The sequence below is a fragment of the Waddlia chondrophila WSU 86-1044 genome, assembly GCF_000092785.1.
Lineage (GTDB): Bacteria > Chlamydiota > Chlamydiia > Chlamydiales > Waddliaceae > Waddlia > Waddlia chondrophila.
The window spans coordinates 432,911-451,868 of sequence record NC_014225.1; the positions used below are offsets into that span (position 1 = coordinate 432,911).

The following is an 18,958-nucleotide window of genomic DNA, read 5'->3' on the forward strand; positions in this document are numbered from 1 at the left end:
ATCCTGTATTTTCCATTGTATTCTGGTACAATCCATGTTAAAATTGAACGCAATACCGTAGGACAGACGGGAATTAAAGTCTGTGGAGAGAGGTCTGAGAGGGATGATGACGATAAAAACCAAGCCATTTCCTCTGGGTAGTCTCATTGAAGCAGAAACCTGTTGAAAAGTGTGAGCAAGTACAACTTTTGTGAGTAATCATAAGGAATCACCTCCCTTTAGGTGGGTGAGGATGTCAATAAACTAAGTGATACCGAATTAACTTCAGGAATCGGAATTTTGCAAAGAGTTCCCTGTGTTTGAACCAAACGGAGCCGACGTGTCAAGCAGTCTCACGATGTATGAGACTCTAATGACGAGGTCAAATTCTGATTCTTCAAGTCGTTTCGGTATAAACGTAATATTTGGAATACCGACGTATGACACAAAGACGAGAAAAAACAGCAATCACTCCGACTAGGCAAGAAGATTATCCTGAGTGGTACCAGCAGGTGATCAAGGCTGCAGATATGGCCGAAAACTCTCCGGTAAGAGGGTGCATGGTGATCAAGCCTTGGGGATTCGGGATTTGGGAAAACATTAAATCGACCTTAGATCAAATGATTAAAGAAACGGGGCATGAAAATGTCTATTTTCCACTGTTTATTCCGTTAAGCTTTTTGGAAAAAGAAGCAGCGCATGTCGAAGGGTTTGCCAAGGAATGCGCAGTTGTGACGCATCATCGTCTGGAAGAGAAGGATGGTAAGCTGATTCCAACAGGAGAGCTGGAAGAGCCATTGATCGTGCGTCCAACCTCCGAAACAATTATTGGTGATTCTTTTTCCCGCTGGGTAGAGTCGTACAGAGACCTTCCTCTTTTGATCAACCAGTGGGCGAATGTGGTCAGATGGGAGATGCGGCCTAGAATCTTCTTGAGAACGTCTGAGTTTTTGTGGCAGGAAGGGCACACCGTTCATGCAACTAAGCAGGAAGCAAAAGAGGAAACGTTGAAGATGCTGGAGGTTTACAGAGTCCTTGCCGAAGAGGTGCTCGCGATTCCTGTGATCTTGGGAGAAAAATCTGCTGGAGAAAGGTTTCCCGGTGCAGAGAGTACCTACACGCTTGAAATGATGATGCAGGATCGCAAGGCCCTCCAAGGAGGGACGTCGCATTATCTTGGTCAGAATTTCGCTAGAGCGCAAGGCATCCAGTTTTCCGGAAAGGAAGGAGAGTTAGAATATGCCTATACCACTTCATGGGGCGTTACCACTCGTCTGATTGGAGGGATGATTATGTGCCACGGAGATGATGACGGGCTTCGTATCCCGCCGCGAGTGGCTCCAAAACAGATTGTCATCATCCCTGTCATTCCAAAACCCGAATTGGAAGAAGAAGTGCTTGCTTTCGCTGAAAAAGTTAAACAGCAGATCATTTCTCAAATGTTTTATGGCAAACCAATCTCGGTTCACATTGATAAAAGGGATCGCAGAGGTGGCGAGAAAAATTGGGAATGGGTCAAGAAAGGTGTTCCGGTTAGGATTGAAATTGGGCCGCGCGATATCGAATCAGATTCTGTGATGCTCGCAAGACGAGATCGGGGACATAAGGAGAAAGAAAAAGTCTCTTTAGAGACATTGGGAGCAATCATTCCTAATCTTCTTAATGAAATCCAAAAGAACTATTTTGAACAGGCAAAGGCTTTCCGTGAAATGCACATCCAGAGAGGAGTTGAAACTTTAGAGGCGTTGCGGGAGTTTTTCACTCCGAAAAATCCTGATAAGCCGGAAATTCACGGGGGATTTGTGTTAGCCAAATGGAGCGAAGATCCTGAGTCGGAAAAAATTTTAGATGAGATGAAGTTGACGATCCGCTGTTTGCCTTTGAGTCAATCAGGGACAAAAGGAAAATGCATCTTGACGGGAAAAGATGCAGTCAAAGATGTAATTATTGCTAAATCTTATTAACGTTTATCTGATGAAAAGCCAATGAGAGCCCACATTTCTATCTTGAAGAGCTTTTTTGCTTTTTAGAGGGTCTCTGATGTTGGTCAAATCGGTTGCTAATTTTTGCTCGATCTCTTTTTTCCTTTCTTGCAGTTGCTCCCAATTTTTCTCGGTAAAATTCTCTTTCTTTTCAATGAACCGGGAAAGTTGCTCCGATGTGATTTGGAGCTTGGAAAGCAAATCGGAATAATCTCTATCGATTTGACCGTTACGGATTTCTAATTCATTGATTTCTTTTTGTGTTTTATTAATGTTTTCGTCAAAATCTGAAGTTTTAAACATAACGATTTCCAATATAAATTTATAATTAGGCATTATACTAACAATAAGTATTTTAAGGCAATTTTCATGAATGATGTACGATTTAGCAGTGAAAGTCCTCTTTATACAACTGTCACAGAGGATTCAGGCGTCGAGCAAAAAAAGTCGAAGCAGCAATTGAAGCGTATCCATTCTATAAGAATCTCACGGATGTCTGTGAGCGATATTTACGACAATAGTGGCAAGCCAAATACGTTAAGCCTCCGTTCTCGTTGTGTGAAGCGTTCTCCGTCCAAGGTGACCCCTATTCTCAGGCAAGATGAACTAGATCGGATCCAATATGAGGATTCTATATTTGCAGATATTGATCTATCCAAAGAAAAAAGAGGTTTGAGGTTTGAGCCGGGGAATTTTTATCGTGTTTTAACGAAATGCATCCAGAACCCTTCCAGAAAGATTGCGGTTGGATCCAAAGGATATCCGGAAGCTTTTGCTACAATTGGAGGGGAACATTCCTTGGAATCCGCTGTTGCTGTCATGCGGCTTCTGCGACGTTCGATCGAACTGGAAGTGACAGGAATATTCACAGATCACGGTAAATGGGTGTCCATGAGAACCTTTTTAATGAAGATTCAAGCATTAATGGAAGCAGATCAAAAGTTTAAGGAGATCATGGACGAGGAAAACCTGTCATTACTGGAAAAGATCATAGATCGATATCCTAGCGAGGAAGACGATTCTCCCCGTGTGAACTTAAGAAAACTTCCTCTTCCTGATGGAGCCAAAAGGCTTAAAAAAGAAGATAGAAGGGTCGTGTACCTTTTGCAAAGACTTTACCCGTACGGAAAGTCAAGCCAAAAGGCAGTAGATCCAGTTAGATTGCTGTTAGTGTATCCCAAATATGTTTCAACAACGAGATTGTTTGAATTGGTTCATCTTCTTCTTAATGCTTCTGATGATCAGGTTCCTCTCATTCAAAAGCAGCGATTGCTCTGTTTTTGCTGCACATGGATTTCGCGAGGGTATCATTTAGATGGGGTCAACCATGCTGAACTTCATCAGATAGTTAAAGCAGGCAAGCTACTGAAAGACCCTGTTTCCTGCGATCTTGCCGACGAGCTGTCGGTTCTTCTCATGAAAATCCCAGTGTGTCTCAGACGCTACTCGTTTAAGAATGGAGATCCTCTGTCACTTGAATTGATCGATTCCCTCAATAAGGAGAACATAGATAAAATGACGAAGTTGTTTGTCGAAGACTGCTTTCGTATTTCACAAGGGTTAGCCTTAAATGTTCCATTGTACGAAATGTTGATGGATCCTTCTGAAACAACTCATCAAACGAAAACGATCGAATATTTTGAACAACTCTCTCGATTTATCGAAATGTCTATTCTATCTCCAGTTCAAGTTGAAGGAGTTGAAAAGGGAAGAGGAAAGGTTTATCAGCGGATTGAATTTTGGATCAAAGTTGCTTCAGGCTTGGTTGATAAGGGAGATTTCCACTCAGCTTTAGCGATTGTTGGAAGCTTGAACAGCACGTCGATTTCTCGTCTGTTTTGCAAAAAGGGAGAAAATGGAGAGACTAAAGCTAGCAAATTGTCTAAAAGCGGGCTTAAAAAATGGAAAAATTTAGATGTATTATTTTCTCCTTTAAAAGGGTTCTGTGTGATGAAGTATGAAACTTTGCGACGGAAAAAGGAAAAGCTGCCTGTTGTCCCCTATTCGGGAATCTTCTATACTCAATATCTCCACGCAGATGACGGAAACCCGGAGCTGGTTCGAGGACAGATCAATTTGGAGAAGCTCGAATTGATTGCTAAATTGATGCACGGTTTCTGGGAAGATTTGAACAGGGTTAGGAAAAACAGGAAAAACACAGGCTTTCAAACTCAGTTAGAGACCGATCTTAAAGACCAGCTAGAACGTTGTGAATACGATTGGGATCCTTGGGAAGTTTCTAAACAATTGAAGCCATCCGACCTAAAATGAAGCAGCTTGAAAAAGATCAGTTATTTTCCAAGTCCATTCTTTGGGATTTGCAATTGGCGGTTTACCGCGAGTTCGGCCCTTCAGCCTGGGCAGAAAAAGGGGTGCCTTTTTATTTGACGAGCAATCCTTTGCTTGCTCGTCAGTTCGTATCAGTAATTGAAAGTTATTTTTTTGAAATGCCGGCTTCCAATCCTTCAGAGCCGATCTATGTGTTTGATTTGGGAGCAGGCTCCGGGCGTTTGGCATTTCTCATACTGAAGGATTTGATTAAGCTTCGGGATCGGGTTCCGTTTGTGTATGTCATGACAGATATGGTGGAGGAAAATCTCAAGTTTTGGAGACAACATCCTCGCTTGAAGCCTTACTTTGAAAAAGGCGTTCTTGACTGTGCGTCGTACAAAAACGATCAGAAAGAACCTCTAAAGCTTCAAGTCAGCGGAAAAATCTTGGATGTTGTTCAAAATCCTATGGTATTAATCTGTACCTATTTTTTTGACACCATTCCACAGGATCTTTTCAGAGTCAAGAACGGCAAGTTGGAAGAGGGGCGCATATCGATTTCTGTTCCTGCTGGTTCTACGCAGTCGATCGATCCTGACTGGATTAACTCTTTAGAAGAGAGTTACTCGTTTCAACCGGTAGATAATGCAAGCAAGTATTATCCCAATGAGGCGGCGAACCAGATCTTGTGCGAATATGTTAAAGAGATGGAAGGGGCGACATTCCTTTTTCCATCGGGAAGTTTGCTTACGCTAGAGTATTTCCAGAAACTATCGAAAGGGAAAATGTTGCTGTTGGCTGCAGACCAGGGAGTCTGTTCCAAAGATCAGATCATGAGATGGGGAATCCCGCATATTTCTCGACATTCCAGTTTTTCCATAGCAGTTAATTATCATGCATTGGCAAGATATTTTGAGCTTCATGACGGTTTGGGATTTCTTCCTTCTTTACCCGACCACAGGTTTGCTTTGATTGCAGGAATCTTGGGAGAGGGGGTTTACAATCAGGCATGCTTGGCTTTCTATAAGGAAATGGATGTGTTGCAGCCGGTAGAGTATTGGCATTTGACGGGAATTTCGGATGAACAAGCAGATGAACTCAGTTTGAAGCAGCTGCTCATCCTTGTGAAAATGGGAAATAACGATCCCTTGAATATGCATTGTTTTTTTAAACAGATTCGCGACAAACTTTCAGAAGCTGATGAGGAAACACTCGATTTTTTGAAAAGCGTTGTTAAGAAATGCGTAGGGAACTTTTATCCGGTTTCCCCTTCAGAAGGTGATTTTGTGCAGAATATGGGAGTTCTTTTATTTGAAGCAAAGGACTACGAGAGTGCTGCGCAGGTGTTTGCTTACGCCGCTTCAATCAAAGGGCTGGATGCTCAGTTGATGCAAAACTTAGCTTTATGCAAAGCAAAGATTCATTCCCATTTGTAATCGTGCTTTCTCTGCTTGCAGGCATTTCAGTTGAATAATTTTATATCTTAAATAAATCTTAATTATTTATTAAAAATTTTTTGTTATAAATATTTTTTATAATTAATAGGTGATATTAATGATAGATCGATTAAATTATCAATTTGTGGGACCATCGTTTAAAAATGCCGATAGAAGAGAAAAAATTGGTGAAACCTTATTAAAACCTGCCAGGCTGGCTTTCGGTTGTGAAAAGACACGTATCTTCGTAAGCGCGAGAGGAAATTCTGCAGGCATCACAAAGGTTAAGGCCAGTGTTGTCTATATCTTTGCATTTTTTTTGACTTTGCCACTCTCTCTACCGCTTACAACTGCTGGAGCGCTCCTTTTGGGAAGTTCGAACACACACATGGATAAATACGCAGGCTATATTTCCCCTGAAAAAAAATCAGATTCAGTCTGAGTGAATCAGAGTACTAGCTTCATATTTGCTCGTCTTTTTAATCATGCACCGATTTCTTGCCCGATGATAGGTAAATGCCTGTGTATCGGGGATCTCTCCATCTAGTAAGATGGCAAGCCGCTGCTTGTTCTGCCTTCCAAGCATTTCCCTGGATAGTTGCAGCATTTCAGAATAGGTAAGGGATTGCATTCCCTTCTTTCTTTTATCCATCCATAGGAAATCCCCGTCATGCTTCACCATGAGTTCTGCCAGCAGTTTTCCCATCTCTTTGATGTTGTTCGCTGGCTGTTCCAGGTTTTGAAGAAGAGCTTGTTTGATTGTTTCAAACTGCTCCTCTGTCAATTCTGCTTTTCCTATTTCCTGCAGATAATTTTCAATAAACGTTTCAAAGCGATAGAGAAGGTCTTGAGGATCATGCGAATTTGATTGCACGACAAATAAATTGAACAGCTTTTTCTCGATTTCCTGGGCGAAGCTATCGACTATGTATCCTGTTTGCTGCTTCGTTCTCAACTCTTCAAAGAAAGGCTGTTTAATCGCTGTCATTAAAATCTGCTGGGCCGCTCTTTCTTTGAAGGAGAAGCGTGTGTTTTCGATCATGAGAAGCGCTGCGTTGCCTTGAGCTTTCGTGTGCAGTTCCAAATAAAAAGGGCCTTGCGTTTCCGGAAGCACGATAACTTTATCTAGTTTTTGTTCTGATTGCGGATAGACTCCATTGTAGAAGGATTTTTTCGTCAGTTCCATCGCTTCCCGTGCTTGGCTTTCACTCAAGTTTCCGTAGAACATTCCCTCTGTATAAGTGTTGAGGTAAAGCTGCCTGAGCCACTCGTTGAATTTCTTGAACGAGGCTTTTCCAGATGCCGATGCTTTCTCTTTGTTTGTCGCATAATCTTCGTACATCAGCGATTTCAGAATATCGATCGACTGTTCCAGAGGACTGGCTTTAGCGTGGTTGTGATACTCGCGCGAGACCGATTCTTTGTAGATTTTGTATTTTTCCGGTGTCGCGTTCAACGTCACCATTTGCTGCAGGATCTCTTCCCAAAGGAACTGCCCGTTTTCACTGTAGCCGTTTAGCGTCACTTGGATGCCATTATTTTTTCTTTCAATTTCGTAGTCAAGGCCAGCCATCTTAGCAGGGTAGCTGAATTTGTCCAACACGTCTTTGACGTATTTAATGTAGATGTCGGTAAAGACCGCTTTCAAAGGGTCGTCCTGTGTGACTTGAGGAGTTTTGATCAGGAGGGACCAGCTGATTTTAGGCACGCCGAAATAATTGTCTTGAGCAAAATAGAACTTGGAAGCACTGTCGTCCGAAAGGATTTTTACTTCAGGGATTTGATAGGTGTCTTGAATCAAGGAAGTGTCGACAAGTTCAAGATTTGTGGGGATGAACGGATTGTGCAAAGGAATGGCGATCTCTTGATGAGGTTCAAGGTGTTTCCATTTTCTAGATAGATCAGGCGATACAGGTTTAATGGCGTAGCTGACACCCATCCATTTCTCCTGGAGTGTGGGTTTGACCCCGGTTAGCCGCTGAGGAGCCATCACAAAAAGGAGCGCATGCTCGGGAGTTAGGTAAGAAAGCATTTCTTGCACTGCTTCAGGGTCGAAAATTTGGATCACCTTGGTTTTTTCAGGATAGGTTTCCATCTTTTCATCCTGAATGGTATATCCATGCATCAATAGGGTATAAAATTCATCCTCTCTTGATTGGTACTGGTATTGCAGCCGCTGCATGGTTTGTACTTCCTCAAAGATGTAGGGAGGAATCCCTTCCCTGCGCATTTGTTCGATCGTCTGAAATACCCGGGTCATGACCTTATCGACATCTACCACACCGCTGTTGGTCAGATCGATTTGAACATACAGGATAAATAAATTGTCTCCTGCTTTCATCCCTCCACTAGAGAGAGATTCGGCTAGTTTGTCTTTTTTCAGATTAGCCAGCAAACTTTTATCCCCTTCATATCCGAGGATATACGCAATCAATTCTTCCGGCTTGGAGTCGATTAAATGCGCAAATTTAGGGGGCAGTTCCCAGAAAATCGTTAACTTTTGCGTCTCTTTGATCGGATCGATGTAGACCACTTCTCCCGAAAGATTTTTGGGAAAGCTTGGCTGATTGTTGACATAGGGAGCCTTGTCGTGTGAGGGGATATCACTTAACTGATCTGCGACAAAGGTCTTCAATTCATCGATAGGAAGAGAAGAGTAGACAATCAACCGCATGAGATGCGCACTGTAGTGGTCTTGATACCATTTGCGCAAGGTGCTCTGAGACACTTTATCCAGTGTCTTGCTGTTTCCTATGTTAAATTGATGAAAAGGATGTTTGGGATCGGTCAATGCTTTCAATACGTAATATTGGCGGATCGAATCGTTTTCAAGATTTTTTGCGTATTCCTGATCGATTGCCTTCAATTCCCGAGAGACCCCAGAGGGATTGAAAAGAGGCTCTTTGAAAAATGAGGAAAATCTCTTGAAAGCTTCTTTAAATGCGTTATTTTGAATTGTGAATAGGTAGTTCGTCGTATTGCTGGAGGTGAACGCGTTTGTCTGACCGCCGTTTTCGCTGATAAACCGGCTGTATTCCGATTCGTCGGGATAGGCGCGTGTTCCCATAAAGAGCATATGTTCCAAAAAATGCGCCAGCCCTGGGTATTCCTGCGGGTCTTCCCAGCTGCCTGCATTGACAGACATCATTGCTCCCGATAAATTTAAATCAGGGTTGCTAATTAAGTAAGCTTCCAGCCCATTGCTTAAACGGATCTTTGCTGTTTTCTGGTCTTTGAAGGCTGCTGTGAGAATGGGAAGTTTTCCCTTTTCGGGGATCGTTTCGTATTGCGCAGCGGATAGGTGGAGGTGGAAGGTACATATGATCAAAGCCATCAAAATTAACAGTTTCAAACGCATGGGATTGCCTTATAAGTGAATCTGGGTTTTTATTTTAAAAAATTTCTGGATAGAGCACAAGCTATCTAATCCTCAAAAAAAGAGAAAACTTCATCCCACTCCTTATCAGGAATTCCCGGCTCCTGTTGAGGATCGGAAACTTTTTTGCGGGGAGATTTCTCTTCGGATAAATCTTCCGATTGAGGGAGATTCTCTAGAGAGCTTGAGGGCACATAGGATAAAAGAGAGGAGGCTTTTTTATAGGAATTACTAGGAGGAATCGGTATCTCTTTAGGGGAAACAAAGACACTAGCTGCTTTTTTATTAGTTTTTTCTACTGTTTCATCGCCTTTTTGATCCATAAATTTTTGGATATCAAAATCGCAATCATGCAGAGTGCTGATCTCTGAGAGCGAATAGCCAAGATATGCCAACACTTCATGGCACACAGCTTCTTTTTCTCGAGGCTTTCCAATCGTTGGTCCAAAGAATAGGGAACTCCAAACTTCGGGATTTTCATGAATGATTTTAGTAAGTTCACCGTGTTTAAAACCTTGAAAAGGGGTCATATTTCCTCCTTGAAATGGTCGTTTAAAATACGTCGTCAAACAATTAATTGATAAAGTTGATCGACAAGTGACCGAATGCAGCGAGCGCGTTCGATCCTTTGAGCTTTTTTATCTAAATTTATGGATATTGGCAATTGTTCGAAGAGAATTTCTTTTCCAAAGGCAAGATGGATGGGGGTAGTGTTTGGTAGCCGCTTTTCTCCTAATGATTTCTTGATTTCATCCGGTGGCGGAAGCAAGGGATAAGTGTTGAGTGCCAGGGGATAGAATCGAGTTGGAGTTTTTGACTGCTTAGCAATGAAGTGGAACATCTCAATGCTTTGGTGGTCGAACGGTGCAACCTCGACAACTCCTGCGGCATTCGGTCTGTCACGCCCTCCGCTGGGTGCGACATAAATGCACTGTCCGCCTTCTGTAAGGAGATCGCGCATCGTTTTCATGGTATGTTGGTTGTGGGCAATTTTTCGAGGCTTTTCTTCAGGGGGGTGATCGATGTAGTTTTTCGAATAGATACAAAGAAGATTGCATCCCATGCTCAAGGGAACGGCCATCGGATCTGTTGTCACTCTGTGACCTGCGACAAAGATCATGCGGTCGACAAGATCGGGATAGGTTTTCTCCAGAAGCAGGCTGATCGCTTGAGGATCGGGTTCAATTTGGTGATTGGCAAACAGAATGGCATTCTCCCCTCTTTTCATGCCAGTTTCGATCTCTTCGACAATGTCGAGTCCAAGAATTTTGGATTTTTCCAGCTGCACAAGGGGGCGGATAAAGTCGATCCCAAAGCGGTAAAGATCTTTCGGTTTTCTGATTTTTTTGTGAAAGGGCTCAAAAATAAAAGGGGATTTTAACTGAGCTTCCAATAGATCTAGAAAGGTGAGCAGCGGCTCTTGGCAATCGGCAACATCTACTCCGTTTTGCGAAACAGCTTGAGCATAGCTTGAATAAAATGCCTCTAAACTATCCAATAGAATCTTTGGATATGCAAAATCGCTCCGTATCTCCTGCAGCCGCTGTTGGAAGTCCATCCTTTAAGTCTCGATCTCTTCGCCATTTGTTGTCGAGTAGAAACGAAAGTCGTTGATATGAAGGTTGTCGTCCTGTTCGATTTCTAAACGCGCGTTCATTTTATCTGCAAGAGCGAGCAGGTACTCTTTGTCGTCAATGCAGAGATATCGGTAAAGCTCGGGATGGACGGTCAGCTTAAGAGCGAATTGCTGACTCAGGCCGACCACTTTTTTGAGCGATCTTTCCAATTCAATTGCGACACTCTCGTGCGTTTTAATCAATCCGCTGCCTGCGCAGTAAGGGCAGGTGGTAAAGACCGTTTGGATCAGCGACCCGCGGCTGCGCTGCCGCGTCATCTCTACTAATCCAAAATCGCTCATACTAAGAATGGTGCATTTAGCCGAGTCTTCTTTCATGCAGTCGCGCAGCCGGTCAAGGACGCGTCGTTGATTTTTTCGGTAGCGCATATCGATGAAATCGCAGATCACAAGCCCTCCGATATTTCTTAACCGAAGCTGTCTTGAAATCTCTTCGGCAGCTTCAAGGTTGATCTGCACCAAGGTTTCCTCTACATTGCTGTCGCTGCTGGAGCTGCGGCCTGAGTTGACATCGATCGTGTACATGGCCTCAGTGCGGTCGAAAAAGAGGTAGCCCCCGCTGTTCAGCCAAATTTTTCTGCGCAAAGATTTGTCGATCTCTTTTTCAACATTAAATCGCTCATACATCGGGACTTTATCGCGGTAAAGTTCGATTTTTAAAGGATGTTCATGCTGGTATTTGCTATAGTGCCTTTTGCATTTTTGATAGATGTTGTAATCGTCAATCAGAATGCGGTCGATTTTTTTATCGGCTGCTGTAATGAGAGCGCGTTTGATTAGATCAGATTCGGCAAATAAGATGCCCGATTCTTCTTTCGAGTTAAACTGCTCAATGATCTGCTCCCAGTTCTGAAGCAGATCGTTCGCTTCGTCGATCAGCATTTCCGGAGAGGCGTGTGCACTGGCCGTCCTACAGATCAATCCCATATCTTGAGGCATCTCAAACGAACGGATCAGCTTTTTCAGCCGCTCACGCGTATGCCTGTCCTCAATCCTTCTTGAGACTCCTCGATGCGATGAATTGGGAAGCAGTACAAGATATCTTCCCGCAATCGAGATATTTGATGTCAGCCGGGCGCCTTTTGTACCCATCGGCTCTTTGATCACTTGAACGAGAACAGGCTGATCCAGTTTGAGAACCTCGTCGATATTCAAATCGGCCTTTTTCTCATTGATTTTAGAGATGTCGTAATCAAGGTCGAATTCCAAATCGAACTGCTCATGGAATTTTTTTGTATTTTCGATGATGTCTGAGATATGAATGAATCCGTTTTCCCCTTCATTGATGTCGATGAAAGCGGATTGGATATTATGGAGAATATTTTTGACTTTGCCTTTGTAAATATTGCCTGTAAGCTGGCGGTCTTTCTTTCGCTCAACGATTAAGTCGTGAAGCACTCCGTGCTTCAGTAATGCGCAGCGGATCTCTTTGGACTCGATATTGAGTAAGATTTCTTGCATAATACCACCTTTTCAATTCCTTTTTCTCGTTCGCGGCGTCGTACGGCATTGGCATGCGTATGCGTAAGCGGACACTATAAAATTTAAGAGTACAGAATATAGGAATTGGGTGATCTTGCCTAGGGGTTTTTTTCTTCTTTTTGAGAAGAGTCTTCAGGGGGACGCTGCAATTTTTGCATGAGCTGCGTAAACTCTTTAATCATCCCAAAAAGATATCCAATGTCTTCAGTAATTCGGGTGATTTGCTCTTCGTAAGACTCTGATTGACCGCTTTCTGAAGTTTCCCGGCATTCTTCTTTCAAAGATTCGCATGAATCTTGGATTTGTTGAAGGAATTCCAAGGCCTTATATTGGCTTTTTTTCCTTTTCGGCTTTGGGAAAGCGGAAGGCTCTTGGGGAGTGTAGAACTCAAAAAGGAGGGTGCCTGAACGTTTGGAGTCGCTTTTTTTAAAGTCAATGACCCAGCAAATGGACGAATCCTTTTTTTTCATGATGTGAATTTCCTCCCTTTTCACTCTTTATTATATAGTGATTTTTTTAAAAAATCAAGGTTAAGGGAGTGTTTCGTAAACAAAAATAGTGGATGGAAATCCCGTTTTCAGCTAAGATTTATGATACTTATGTCCAATGAAGTCGATAACTATAAGATTTATGTAGATCAGTTGAGGGATGGCAAGATCGAATCGGTCGGCTGCTTTTTTCCTCCTGAGATGATGGATGTGCAGGATGACGCGCTTGCCTTCGATGCCCGTATTCATGTCAAGGGCGAGGCTTACGTCAGCGATCATGCTCTGATTTTGCATCTTGATTTACATGCATCAGCTGTGATTCCCTGTTCGATTTGCAATGCTTCCGTCGATACACCTGTTGTTGTCAAGGGAATCTATCATCTTGTTCCTCTAGACGAGATCAAAGGGCATATCTTTGATATAAGAGAGGTTGTCAGAGAGAATATTCTTCTCAACACTCCTTTGTTTTCGGAGTGTAATGAGGGAAATTGCAGCGAAAGGCAGTTTCTTAAAAAATATTTAAAAAGTGACGAAGATTTACAACAAAAACCCTTTGAAGGGCAACAGCCATTCAAGGATTTACCATTTATGTAGGAGTTAACTCATGGCAGTACCACGTAGTCGGTTATCTAATCAGAGAAAGAATACACGCCGCGCGCATCACGCCAAAAAACCCCGCAGCCTTATTGATTGTTCAAAATGCGGAGTGAAGCGGTTGCCGCACACCATTTGTCAATCATGCGGTTGGTACGGCGATCGTTCCGTTTTGGGGGGCAAGGAAGGCTCTCAGGAGTAGAGTAGGTCGTTTTGCGTATAGGTGTCGACCTAATGGGGAGCGAAAGTTCTCCAGGAGTTTTATTTGAGGCCGTTCTGGCCTCTGCTTCGTATTTATCTAAGCAGGATTCCCTTGTTGTTTTTTTGACCCGCTTCGCAATGGAAAGCATCTTGCGAGATTCTCGTTTCAGTTGTTTTTTAGATGAGCATTCGGGGCTTGTTGATCTTCATGTTGTGGAGGGAGAGATCTCCATGGAAGACGATCCGTTGGCGGCAGTAAGGTTGAAAAAGGAATCATCGGTTGTTGTCGGACTTCGACTGCTTAAAGAAAGGAACATCGATGCATTTGTTTCTGCTGGAAATACAGGGGCGATTGTTGCCGCAGCGGCTCTTATCTTGCCGAAAATGGGACTTGATCGTTGCTGTTTGCTGGCTTCCTTGCCTACTAAAAAAGATCCTTTAGCAGTGCTTGATGTCGGAGGGTTTTTAGATCCTACGCCGGAAATTTTGCTGCAGTATGCCAGGATCGGCGCGTTTTATCAGCGTGCGCTTTTAGGCAAAGAAACGCCCAATGTTGGATTGATGAATATCGGGGTTGAATCGAAAAAAGGCACTGGAGAAGTCAGAGAGGCGTACCGTTTGCTGAAACAAGAAGAGGGCGGGCAGTTTCATTTTGTTGGCAATATAGAGGGGCGGGAAGCTTTTGAAGGGGGAGTTGATGTTCTTGTCACAGACGGTTTTACTGGAAATGTTCTTTTAAAAGTCTCTCAGGGGGTCTCTTCATTTATTTTTGATTATCTAAAGTCTGAAATAAAAGAGATTTTAAATGATGAAGTTCATCAAGTGATCGATGATTTACACCGCCATTTCCGTTACGATGAGCATCCAGGGGCTTTTTTATGTGGTGTAGAGGGACTTGTGATTAAGTGTCATGGGGCCGCAACAGTGCGCAGCATGGTTCAGAGTATTTTAGGGGCAAAACGTCTTGTCCAGATTAACATTATTAATCAAATAAAAAGGAATTTTTATTAATGAGTATTCATCCTATATTAAATCCCAATTCAAAAAGTAATGAATGGATATGGGTTTCCGAAGATCCTTCTGGAAAGAGTGAAAGCTCTCTTCCGGAACCAAAAGAGACATCAACGCAGGTTAAAAATATAAAAACAACTCTTGGTAAAGTGGCTGAAGAATTTCTAAGTCTTCAAAAAAGTTTTGAAGAAATGGCGCTTAAGAATGCTGATAATGAACGTATGGTTAATAGCCTTATAAAAGAAAGAAGCGACCTTGTACAAGAAAATGGTCAATTGCGGCGCCAGACAGCTGATTTGCAGGAGTGCTATGCCAAGTTGCAGCATCTTGTGAATTGTTTGACCCAGGAAAATGCGCAGTTGCAGGATTTGACGAGCAATTTACAACATGGAAATGGTCAATTGCGGAACTCTGTAAGTCATTTCCAGAGAGAAAATGGTCAATTGCGGAGTTCTGTAAATCATTTCCGGAGTGAAAATTCTAGGTTGCAGCATCTTGTGAAATATTGGGAGAGTGCTCATCTTAGTTTATGGCTTGAGAAAAATGAAATGCAGCAAAAACGTCAAAAACAGGAAAGGGATTGCTCTGAACCGCATGAAAAACCCTCTTAACAGGAAATAGAAAAAAATATCAAAAATAATATCTAATTAGAATTTATTTAACCTCTGTCTGTAGCGCTTGGCCGCTTTTGCTTTTATTGTCGACCTCTTAATTTGAGGTCGACTTCTTATGCTAAGAGGAATTACGACATGGATGAAAAATCTCTTGTTCTTGTGCAGAACTCTGCAAATCAGTGGGAAGACAAGACTGAAGAGATTATCGAATATATTGTCGATCCTATTGAAGGATGTGTGAAAATCCTTTATAAAGGCAATTCCAGAAAATATACATATCGGCAAGGACGTGTGCGTCTGCTTGCTGCAACAGCTGTTTTGAATCCTTCAGAGGTTCAGCTCCGAGTTGGTGGTCGGCTTCTGCCTAAAGCTGATATGATTATTAAGTATCCCGGTTTTTATCTTGTTAAAACTCCTCGTTCTCGTAAGTTGTACGAAGAAGCTAAAGTCTGTGTGGAACGGGATATCGCTGTTGATCCTGCCTGTAAAATAGTATTGGACTATTTCCGTTCGGTGGCTAATCGGATTGGTATCAAAGGCGAGAATGAGCAATCGATATTGAAAGGGCAGTACAAATACTTGTCACGAGTACCTAATAGTAGCGTGCTGGCTGCTTACCTATCACCGGGTTCCAAACTGAAGGAATTAACAGCACCAGGTCCACTGATTTATCCTTTTGGCACTAATGCTAGCCAAAAAACTGCTGTCGAAAAGGTCTTTCAATCGCAGGTAAGTATTGTGCAAGGACCACCAGGAACTGGTAAAACGCAAACGATTTTAAACATTGTGGCAAATGCGATTTGCTTCAGACAGACGGTTGCCATCGTATCTAACAATAACGCAGCGACGAAAAATGTCGCTGACAAACTGAAAGCAAAGCAACAAGGTTTTAGATACTTGCGATGGTTTGAAGTTATTGGGGCGGAGTGGGATCGGGCAGGGAATTGAAAGGGGAGCGGGAGTTGTTGTTTTCGATCTGGCGATGCTTGTTTCGATCGGATTCATGGTTTGGGGGTTGACGATTGCTTTTAGCGAAGTGTTTCTTGCTAAATCCGCACCTGAGAATAGCGGTCACTTGTCGGAGTGGCCAATTAGTATCATCACCAATGTGTTTTTGATCTCCCTTATCTACTCCTGGACGATTAAAAGAGAACAGACGTTATATAAGACTAAGCGGATCATGGTCGAACATTTCCATTCAGGAGATATAGAGGAGGAGGGGCATGGATTACAAGGAGAGAGTTTAAATCGTTTGGTTGGCGCGTGTAATCACCTGCTAGATATGTTGGCGGAAAAGTGCCAGTTTAATACGCTGCCTTCTCAGTACCGTTTGGATCCCGATCGTTTGTGATTGCGAGGAGCGCATGCTCGAGTTGTTGAGCGTCCTGTTCCACTGTTGTTTCGCTTGTTTTGCCCAAAGTGACGGGATTGCCCCATTGTACCGTAATTGTGGAAAAGGGTTTGGGAAGCATCATGCCGTCCCATGTGTTGAATTTCCAGAAACGGTTTGCCGACCAGGAAAGAGGAATCACCTGAGCGTTGCACTTTCTGGCAGCTAAAGCAACACCGGGTTTAAGGGTATATTTTGGGCCGCGCGGTCCGTCAGGCGTGACAATGCCGATCTCATTGCTGGATTTTAATTGGTTGATCATCATTTGCAGTGCCTGCGCACGTTGATTGTGAGGCACCTTGATTGCTCTGCCTTCTTTATAGCTATTGGCGATCACAGCAATGAACTGGCCGTCGCGACTATTGCTCACCATCGCAGCGTACCGATATTGAGGCCCGGTCCGTTTAAGGATCTCTGTAATGATTCCTAAACGGTTATGCCAAGCGATTAAGATGCATTTTGAGTTTTTAGCGCTTTGGTGCAGCTTCTCAGTGCCAAGAATGCGAAAACGGCAGGTCATGGCAAGAAGGGAGATCACTCCTTTTAAGGTATACCCGAGAAAAAAGGGAATAACGGTTTTGCGGAAAAATTCTTTTTTGCGAAGCTTCATCCAATCAGTTCCCGAACGGCCAAGGCTGCTTGCCTGCTGGCATCTTTGTTTTGCAGAAGCTGATCGAGTTCTTGGCATTTTTCAATGCATTGCCGGCGCTCTTCTGTGTGGCCATTTAAAGGCATCAATTTTTTGTACAAATTTTGTGCAGATAAACCTTTCTCGATAACCTCAGGATAGACGGTTTGATTGCTGAGAATGTTCACAATGCAGTAATGAGGCAGGTTCAGTCGCAAAAGATATTTTGCAATGAAGCGGTTTAACCAAGTGAGTTTATACAAGACGACGGTAGGTGTTTGGTGCAAAGCAAGCTCAAGTGTAACTGTTCCCGATTTTGCAAGGGCACTTCGACAGTCCCGCATGAGTTCGTAAGAGTAGGTTTTCGGCAGGAGAAAAAGGTCTTGGTGCAGCTTCAACGAAACGTTGCGCAGCATTGGATGCATGACAGGCATGATTTTTTCATGCGCACAAGAAATTGCGAACACAAGATTCGGATTTTTCTTTTTCATTAATTCGCATGTTTTTAGTTGGTAGGGGAGATTCCTTTGAATCTCTCCTTTACGGCTTCCAGGAAAGATGGCGATCAGATGGTCCATTTTTTTGATGCCGAAAAGAGCGTGCCAGTTCTCATCGTGTTTGTGGTTCTGAACGATTTTTTTGACAGGATTGCCCACATATTCAACTTTCAAAGGGGAGTTCTCAAAATAAGCGGGCTCAAAAGGATAAATCGACAGCACTAAGTCAAGAGCTTCTTCCATCTTTTGCTTGCGTTTACGGCCCCATGCCCAGATGGTGGGACAAACATATTGGACGAGCTTTCCGCGATAGCCTTTCTTGCGTAGGGATTTTGCCATGCGGAGATTAAATCCTGGATAATCGATAAAAATGACAGCATCGGGATTCTTCGAAAGGATCCAGTTTCGAATTGTTTTAAACTGCTTGATTAGCTTGGGTACCGACCTGATGATATCTGAAAATCCATGAAGTTCGAAATCCTCAGTTCTCAATACGCAATCTAGCCCTTCCTGCCGCATTTCTTGTCCGCCGACTCCAGCGAAAGCGGTGCCAGGCATCTGCTCTTTCAGAGCTTTCATTAAATTGCACCCAAGCATGTCTCCACTTTTTTCGCCGGCGATTAAAAACAGAGAATGACTCATATGAAATTAGCTCTTTGTTGTTTTGTATTTTAACTGTCTCTTACGCATCCAGCGGACAGCAAACATATCAAAGACAGTGTTAAATGAACGATTTAGAAAATTGTACTTGGTTTTTCCCTGATCTCTTTTCCTGTGGTTGACCGCTAACTGGCCGACGCTGAACCCTTCGATCTTAAAAAGGGCGGGTAGAAATCTGTGCATTCCATGATACATTTTAATCTTGCTCAGACAGTTTTTCCTGTAGATTTTGAGAGAACAGCCTGTGTCTTGCACACCATCTCCGCAAAATCTGCTGCGGATGGCGTTAGCCCAATAAGAAATGGTGCGTTTCAACCACTTATCTCGTCGCTTTTTCCTGATTCCGCAGACAAGATCATATTGATCCGCCATAGCGATCATTTTTGGAATGTCGGAAGGGTCGTTTTGCCGGTCTCCGTCAAGAGTGATCACAAACTCTCCCAAAGCAGCACGAAATCCTGCGTCAAACGCGCTGGATTGTCCATAATTGCGGTCGAAGACAATTGTTCTTAAATACGGTTTTTCGACGCCAAGCTCGCTGAGGATCGCAAGCGTTCGGTCAGTGGAGCCATCATCAACGCAGATCAATTCCCATTTTTCATGCAAAGAGCACATAACGGGTTCGAGCTCTTCTATTAAAGGTCTAACATTCCCTTCCTCATCTTTCATAGGGATGACGATCGAGTATTTGACATTCGTAGGCATAAGAGATA

At 43.1% G+C, this 18,958-nt stretch carries 19 protein-coding genes; 10 read left to right on the forward strand and 9 right to left on the reverse strand.

Annotation, left to right across the window (positions count from 1 at the left end; translation table 11 throughout):
- Positions 1-419: 419 nt before the first annotated feature.
- Positions 420-1,943, forward strand: coding sequence for a proline--tRNA ligase (gene proS / locus WCW_RS01890; protein ID WP_013181494.1), 1,524 nt, complete (start codon positions 420-422; stop codon positions 1,941-1,943).
- Between the two features lie 3 nt (positions 1,944-1,946).
- Here proS and WCW_RS01895 read toward each other — a convergent pair whose 3' ends face one another.
- Positions 1,947-2,264 carry a hypothetical protein gene (locus WCW_RS01895; protein WP_041941468.1) on the reverse strand — a complete coding sequence of 106 codons (318 nt, stop codon included), beginning with the start codon at positions 2,262-2,264 and terminating at the stop codon, positions 1,947-1,949.
- Between the two features lie 66 nt (positions 2,265-2,330).
- On the opposite strand from WCW_RS01895, the gene WCW_RS01900 reads away from it, so the two are divergent.
- The 3 genes from WCW_RS01900 (at position 2,331) to WCW_RS01910 (ending at position 6,110) form a co-directional block, all read left to right on the forward strand.
- Positions 2,331-4,232, forward strand: a complete 1,902-nt coding sequence (locus WCW_RS01900) for a RasGEF domain-containing protein (RefSeq protein ID WP_013181496.1) — start codon at positions 2,331-2,333, stop codon at positions 4,230-4,232.
- Entirely contained in the window at positions 4,229-5,668 is a 1,440-nt protein-coding gene (locus tag WCW_RS01905) for an SAM-dependent methyltransferase (protein ID WP_013181497.1), read from the forward strand. Before WCW_RS01900 ends, WCW_RS01905 begins: the two co-directional genes overlap by 4 nt.
- 118 nt (positions 5,669-5,786) lie before the next feature.
- Positions 5,787-6,110, forward strand: coding sequence for a hypothetical protein (locus tag WCW_RS01910; RefSeq protein WP_041941469.1), 324 nt, complete (start codon positions 5,787-5,789; stop codon positions 6,108-6,110).
- Here WCW_RS01910 and WCW_RS01915 read toward each other — a convergent pair.
- The 5 genes from WCW_RS01915 to WCW_RS01935 all read right to left on the reverse strand — a co-directional run bounded on the left by WCW_RS01915 (position 6,102) and on the right by WCW_RS01935 (position 12,632).
- Positions 6,102-9,026, reverse strand: a complete 2,925-nt coding sequence (locus tag WCW_RS01915; RefSeq protein WP_013181498.1) for an insulinase family protein — start codon at positions 9,024-9,026, stop codon at positions 6,102-6,104. The two genes, WCW_RS01910 and WCW_RS01915, sit on opposite strands and share 9 nt — an antisense overlap.
- Before the next feature lie 65 nt (positions 9,027-9,091).
- Positions 9,092-9,574, reverse strand: coding sequence for a hypothetical protein (locus tag WCW_RS01920; protein ID WP_013181499.1), 483 nt, complete (start codon positions 9,572-9,574; stop codon positions 9,092-9,094).
- A 35-nt stretch (positions 9,575-9,609) separates the two neighbouring features.
- Positions 9,610-10,602, reverse strand: a complete 993-nt coding sequence (locus WCW_RS01925) for a 1-acyl-sn-glycerol-3-phosphate acyltransferase (RefSeq protein WP_013181500.1) — start codon at positions 10,600-10,602, stop codon at positions 9,610-9,612.
- 3 nt (positions 10,603-10,605) lie between these two features.
- A complete protein-coding gene (locus tag WCW_RS01930; RefSeq protein ID WP_368664665.1) occupies positions 10,606-12,144 on the reverse strand; it encodes an Rne/Rng family ribonuclease in 1,539 nt (512 codons plus the stop codon).
- 116 nt (positions 12,145-12,260) lie between these two features.
- Positions 12,261-12,632: a hypothetical protein gene (locus tag WCW_RS01935; protein ID WP_041941470.1), complete on the reverse strand. Its 372-nt coding sequence runs from the start codon at positions 12,630-12,632 to the stop codon at positions 12,261-12,263.
- Between the two features lie 129 nt (positions 12,633-12,761).
- Here WCW_RS01935 and WCW_RS01940 point away from each other — a divergent pair, with 129 nt between their 5' ends.
- From WCW_RS01940 to WCW_RS01960, 6 genes are all read left to right on the forward strand, one after another.
- A complete protein-coding gene (locus WCW_RS01940) occupies positions 12,762-13,244 on the forward strand; it encodes a YceD family protein (protein WP_041941471.1) in 483 nt (160 codons plus the stop codon).
- Positions 13,245-13,254: 10 nt separating this feature from the next.
- Entirely contained in the window at positions 13,255-13,446 is a 192-nt protein-coding gene (rpmF, locus tag WCW_RS09900; protein ID WP_013181504.1) for a 50S ribosomal protein L32, read from the forward strand.
- Between the two features lie 11 nt (positions 13,447-13,457).
- On the forward strand, positions 13,458-14,456 hold the full coding sequence (gene plsX, locus WCW_RS01945) for a phosphate acyltransferase PlsX (RefSeq protein ID WP_169302728.1): 999 nt from the start codon (positions 13,458-13,460) through the stop codon (positions 14,454-14,456).
- Between the two features lie 149 nt (positions 14,457-14,605).
- Positions 14,606-15,067 (forward strand): hypothetical protein, encoded by a 462-nt coding sequence (locus WCW_RS01950; RefSeq protein WP_227738820.1) that lies wholly within the window; start codon positions 14,606-14,608, stop codon positions 15,065-15,067.
- 138 nt (positions 15,068-15,205) lie between these two features.
- The gene (locus tag WCW_RS01955) at positions 15,206-16,018 is read left to right on the forward strand and encodes an AAA domain-containing protein (protein ID WP_013181507.1); all 813 of its coding nucleotides are present in this window, start codon (positions 15,206-15,208) and stop codon (positions 16,016-16,018) included.
- On the forward strand, positions 15,978-16,421 hold the full coding sequence (locus WCW_RS01960) for a hypothetical protein (protein WP_013181508.1): 444 nt from the start codon (positions 15,978-15,980) through the stop codon (positions 16,419-16,421). The genes WCW_RS01955 and WCW_RS01960 overlap by 41 nt, the downstream gene beginning before the upstream one ends.
- Here the strand turns inward: WCW_RS01960 and WCW_RS01965 are convergent.
- Genes WCW_RS01965 through WCW_RS01975 form a run of 3 tightly spaced genes read right to left on the reverse strand, consistent with a single transcriptional unit; the run spans position 16,375 to position 18,950 of the window.
- Positions 16,375-17,070 (reverse strand): lysophospholipid acyltransferase family protein, encoded by a 696-nt coding sequence (locus WCW_RS01965; RefSeq protein ID WP_013181509.1) that lies wholly within the window; start codon positions 17,068-17,070, stop codon positions 16,375-16,377. The two genes, WCW_RS01960 and WCW_RS01965, sit on opposite strands and share 47 nt — an antisense overlap.
- The gene (lpxB, locus tag WCW_RS01970; protein ID WP_013181510.1) at positions 17,067-18,227 is read right to left on the reverse strand and encodes a lipid-A-disaccharide synthase; all 1,161 of its coding nucleotides are present in this window, start codon (positions 18,225-18,227) and stop codon (positions 17,067-17,069) included. The genes WCW_RS01965 and lpxB overlap by 4 nt, the downstream gene beginning before the upstream one ends.
- A gap of 6 nt (positions 18,228-18,233) precedes the next feature.
- Positions 18,234-18,950: a glycosyltransferase family 2 protein gene (locus tag WCW_RS01975; RefSeq protein ID WP_013181511.1), complete on the reverse strand. Its 717-nt coding sequence runs from the start codon at positions 18,948-18,950 to the stop codon at positions 18,234-18,236.
- Positions 18,951-18,958 lie beyond the last annotated feature (8 nt).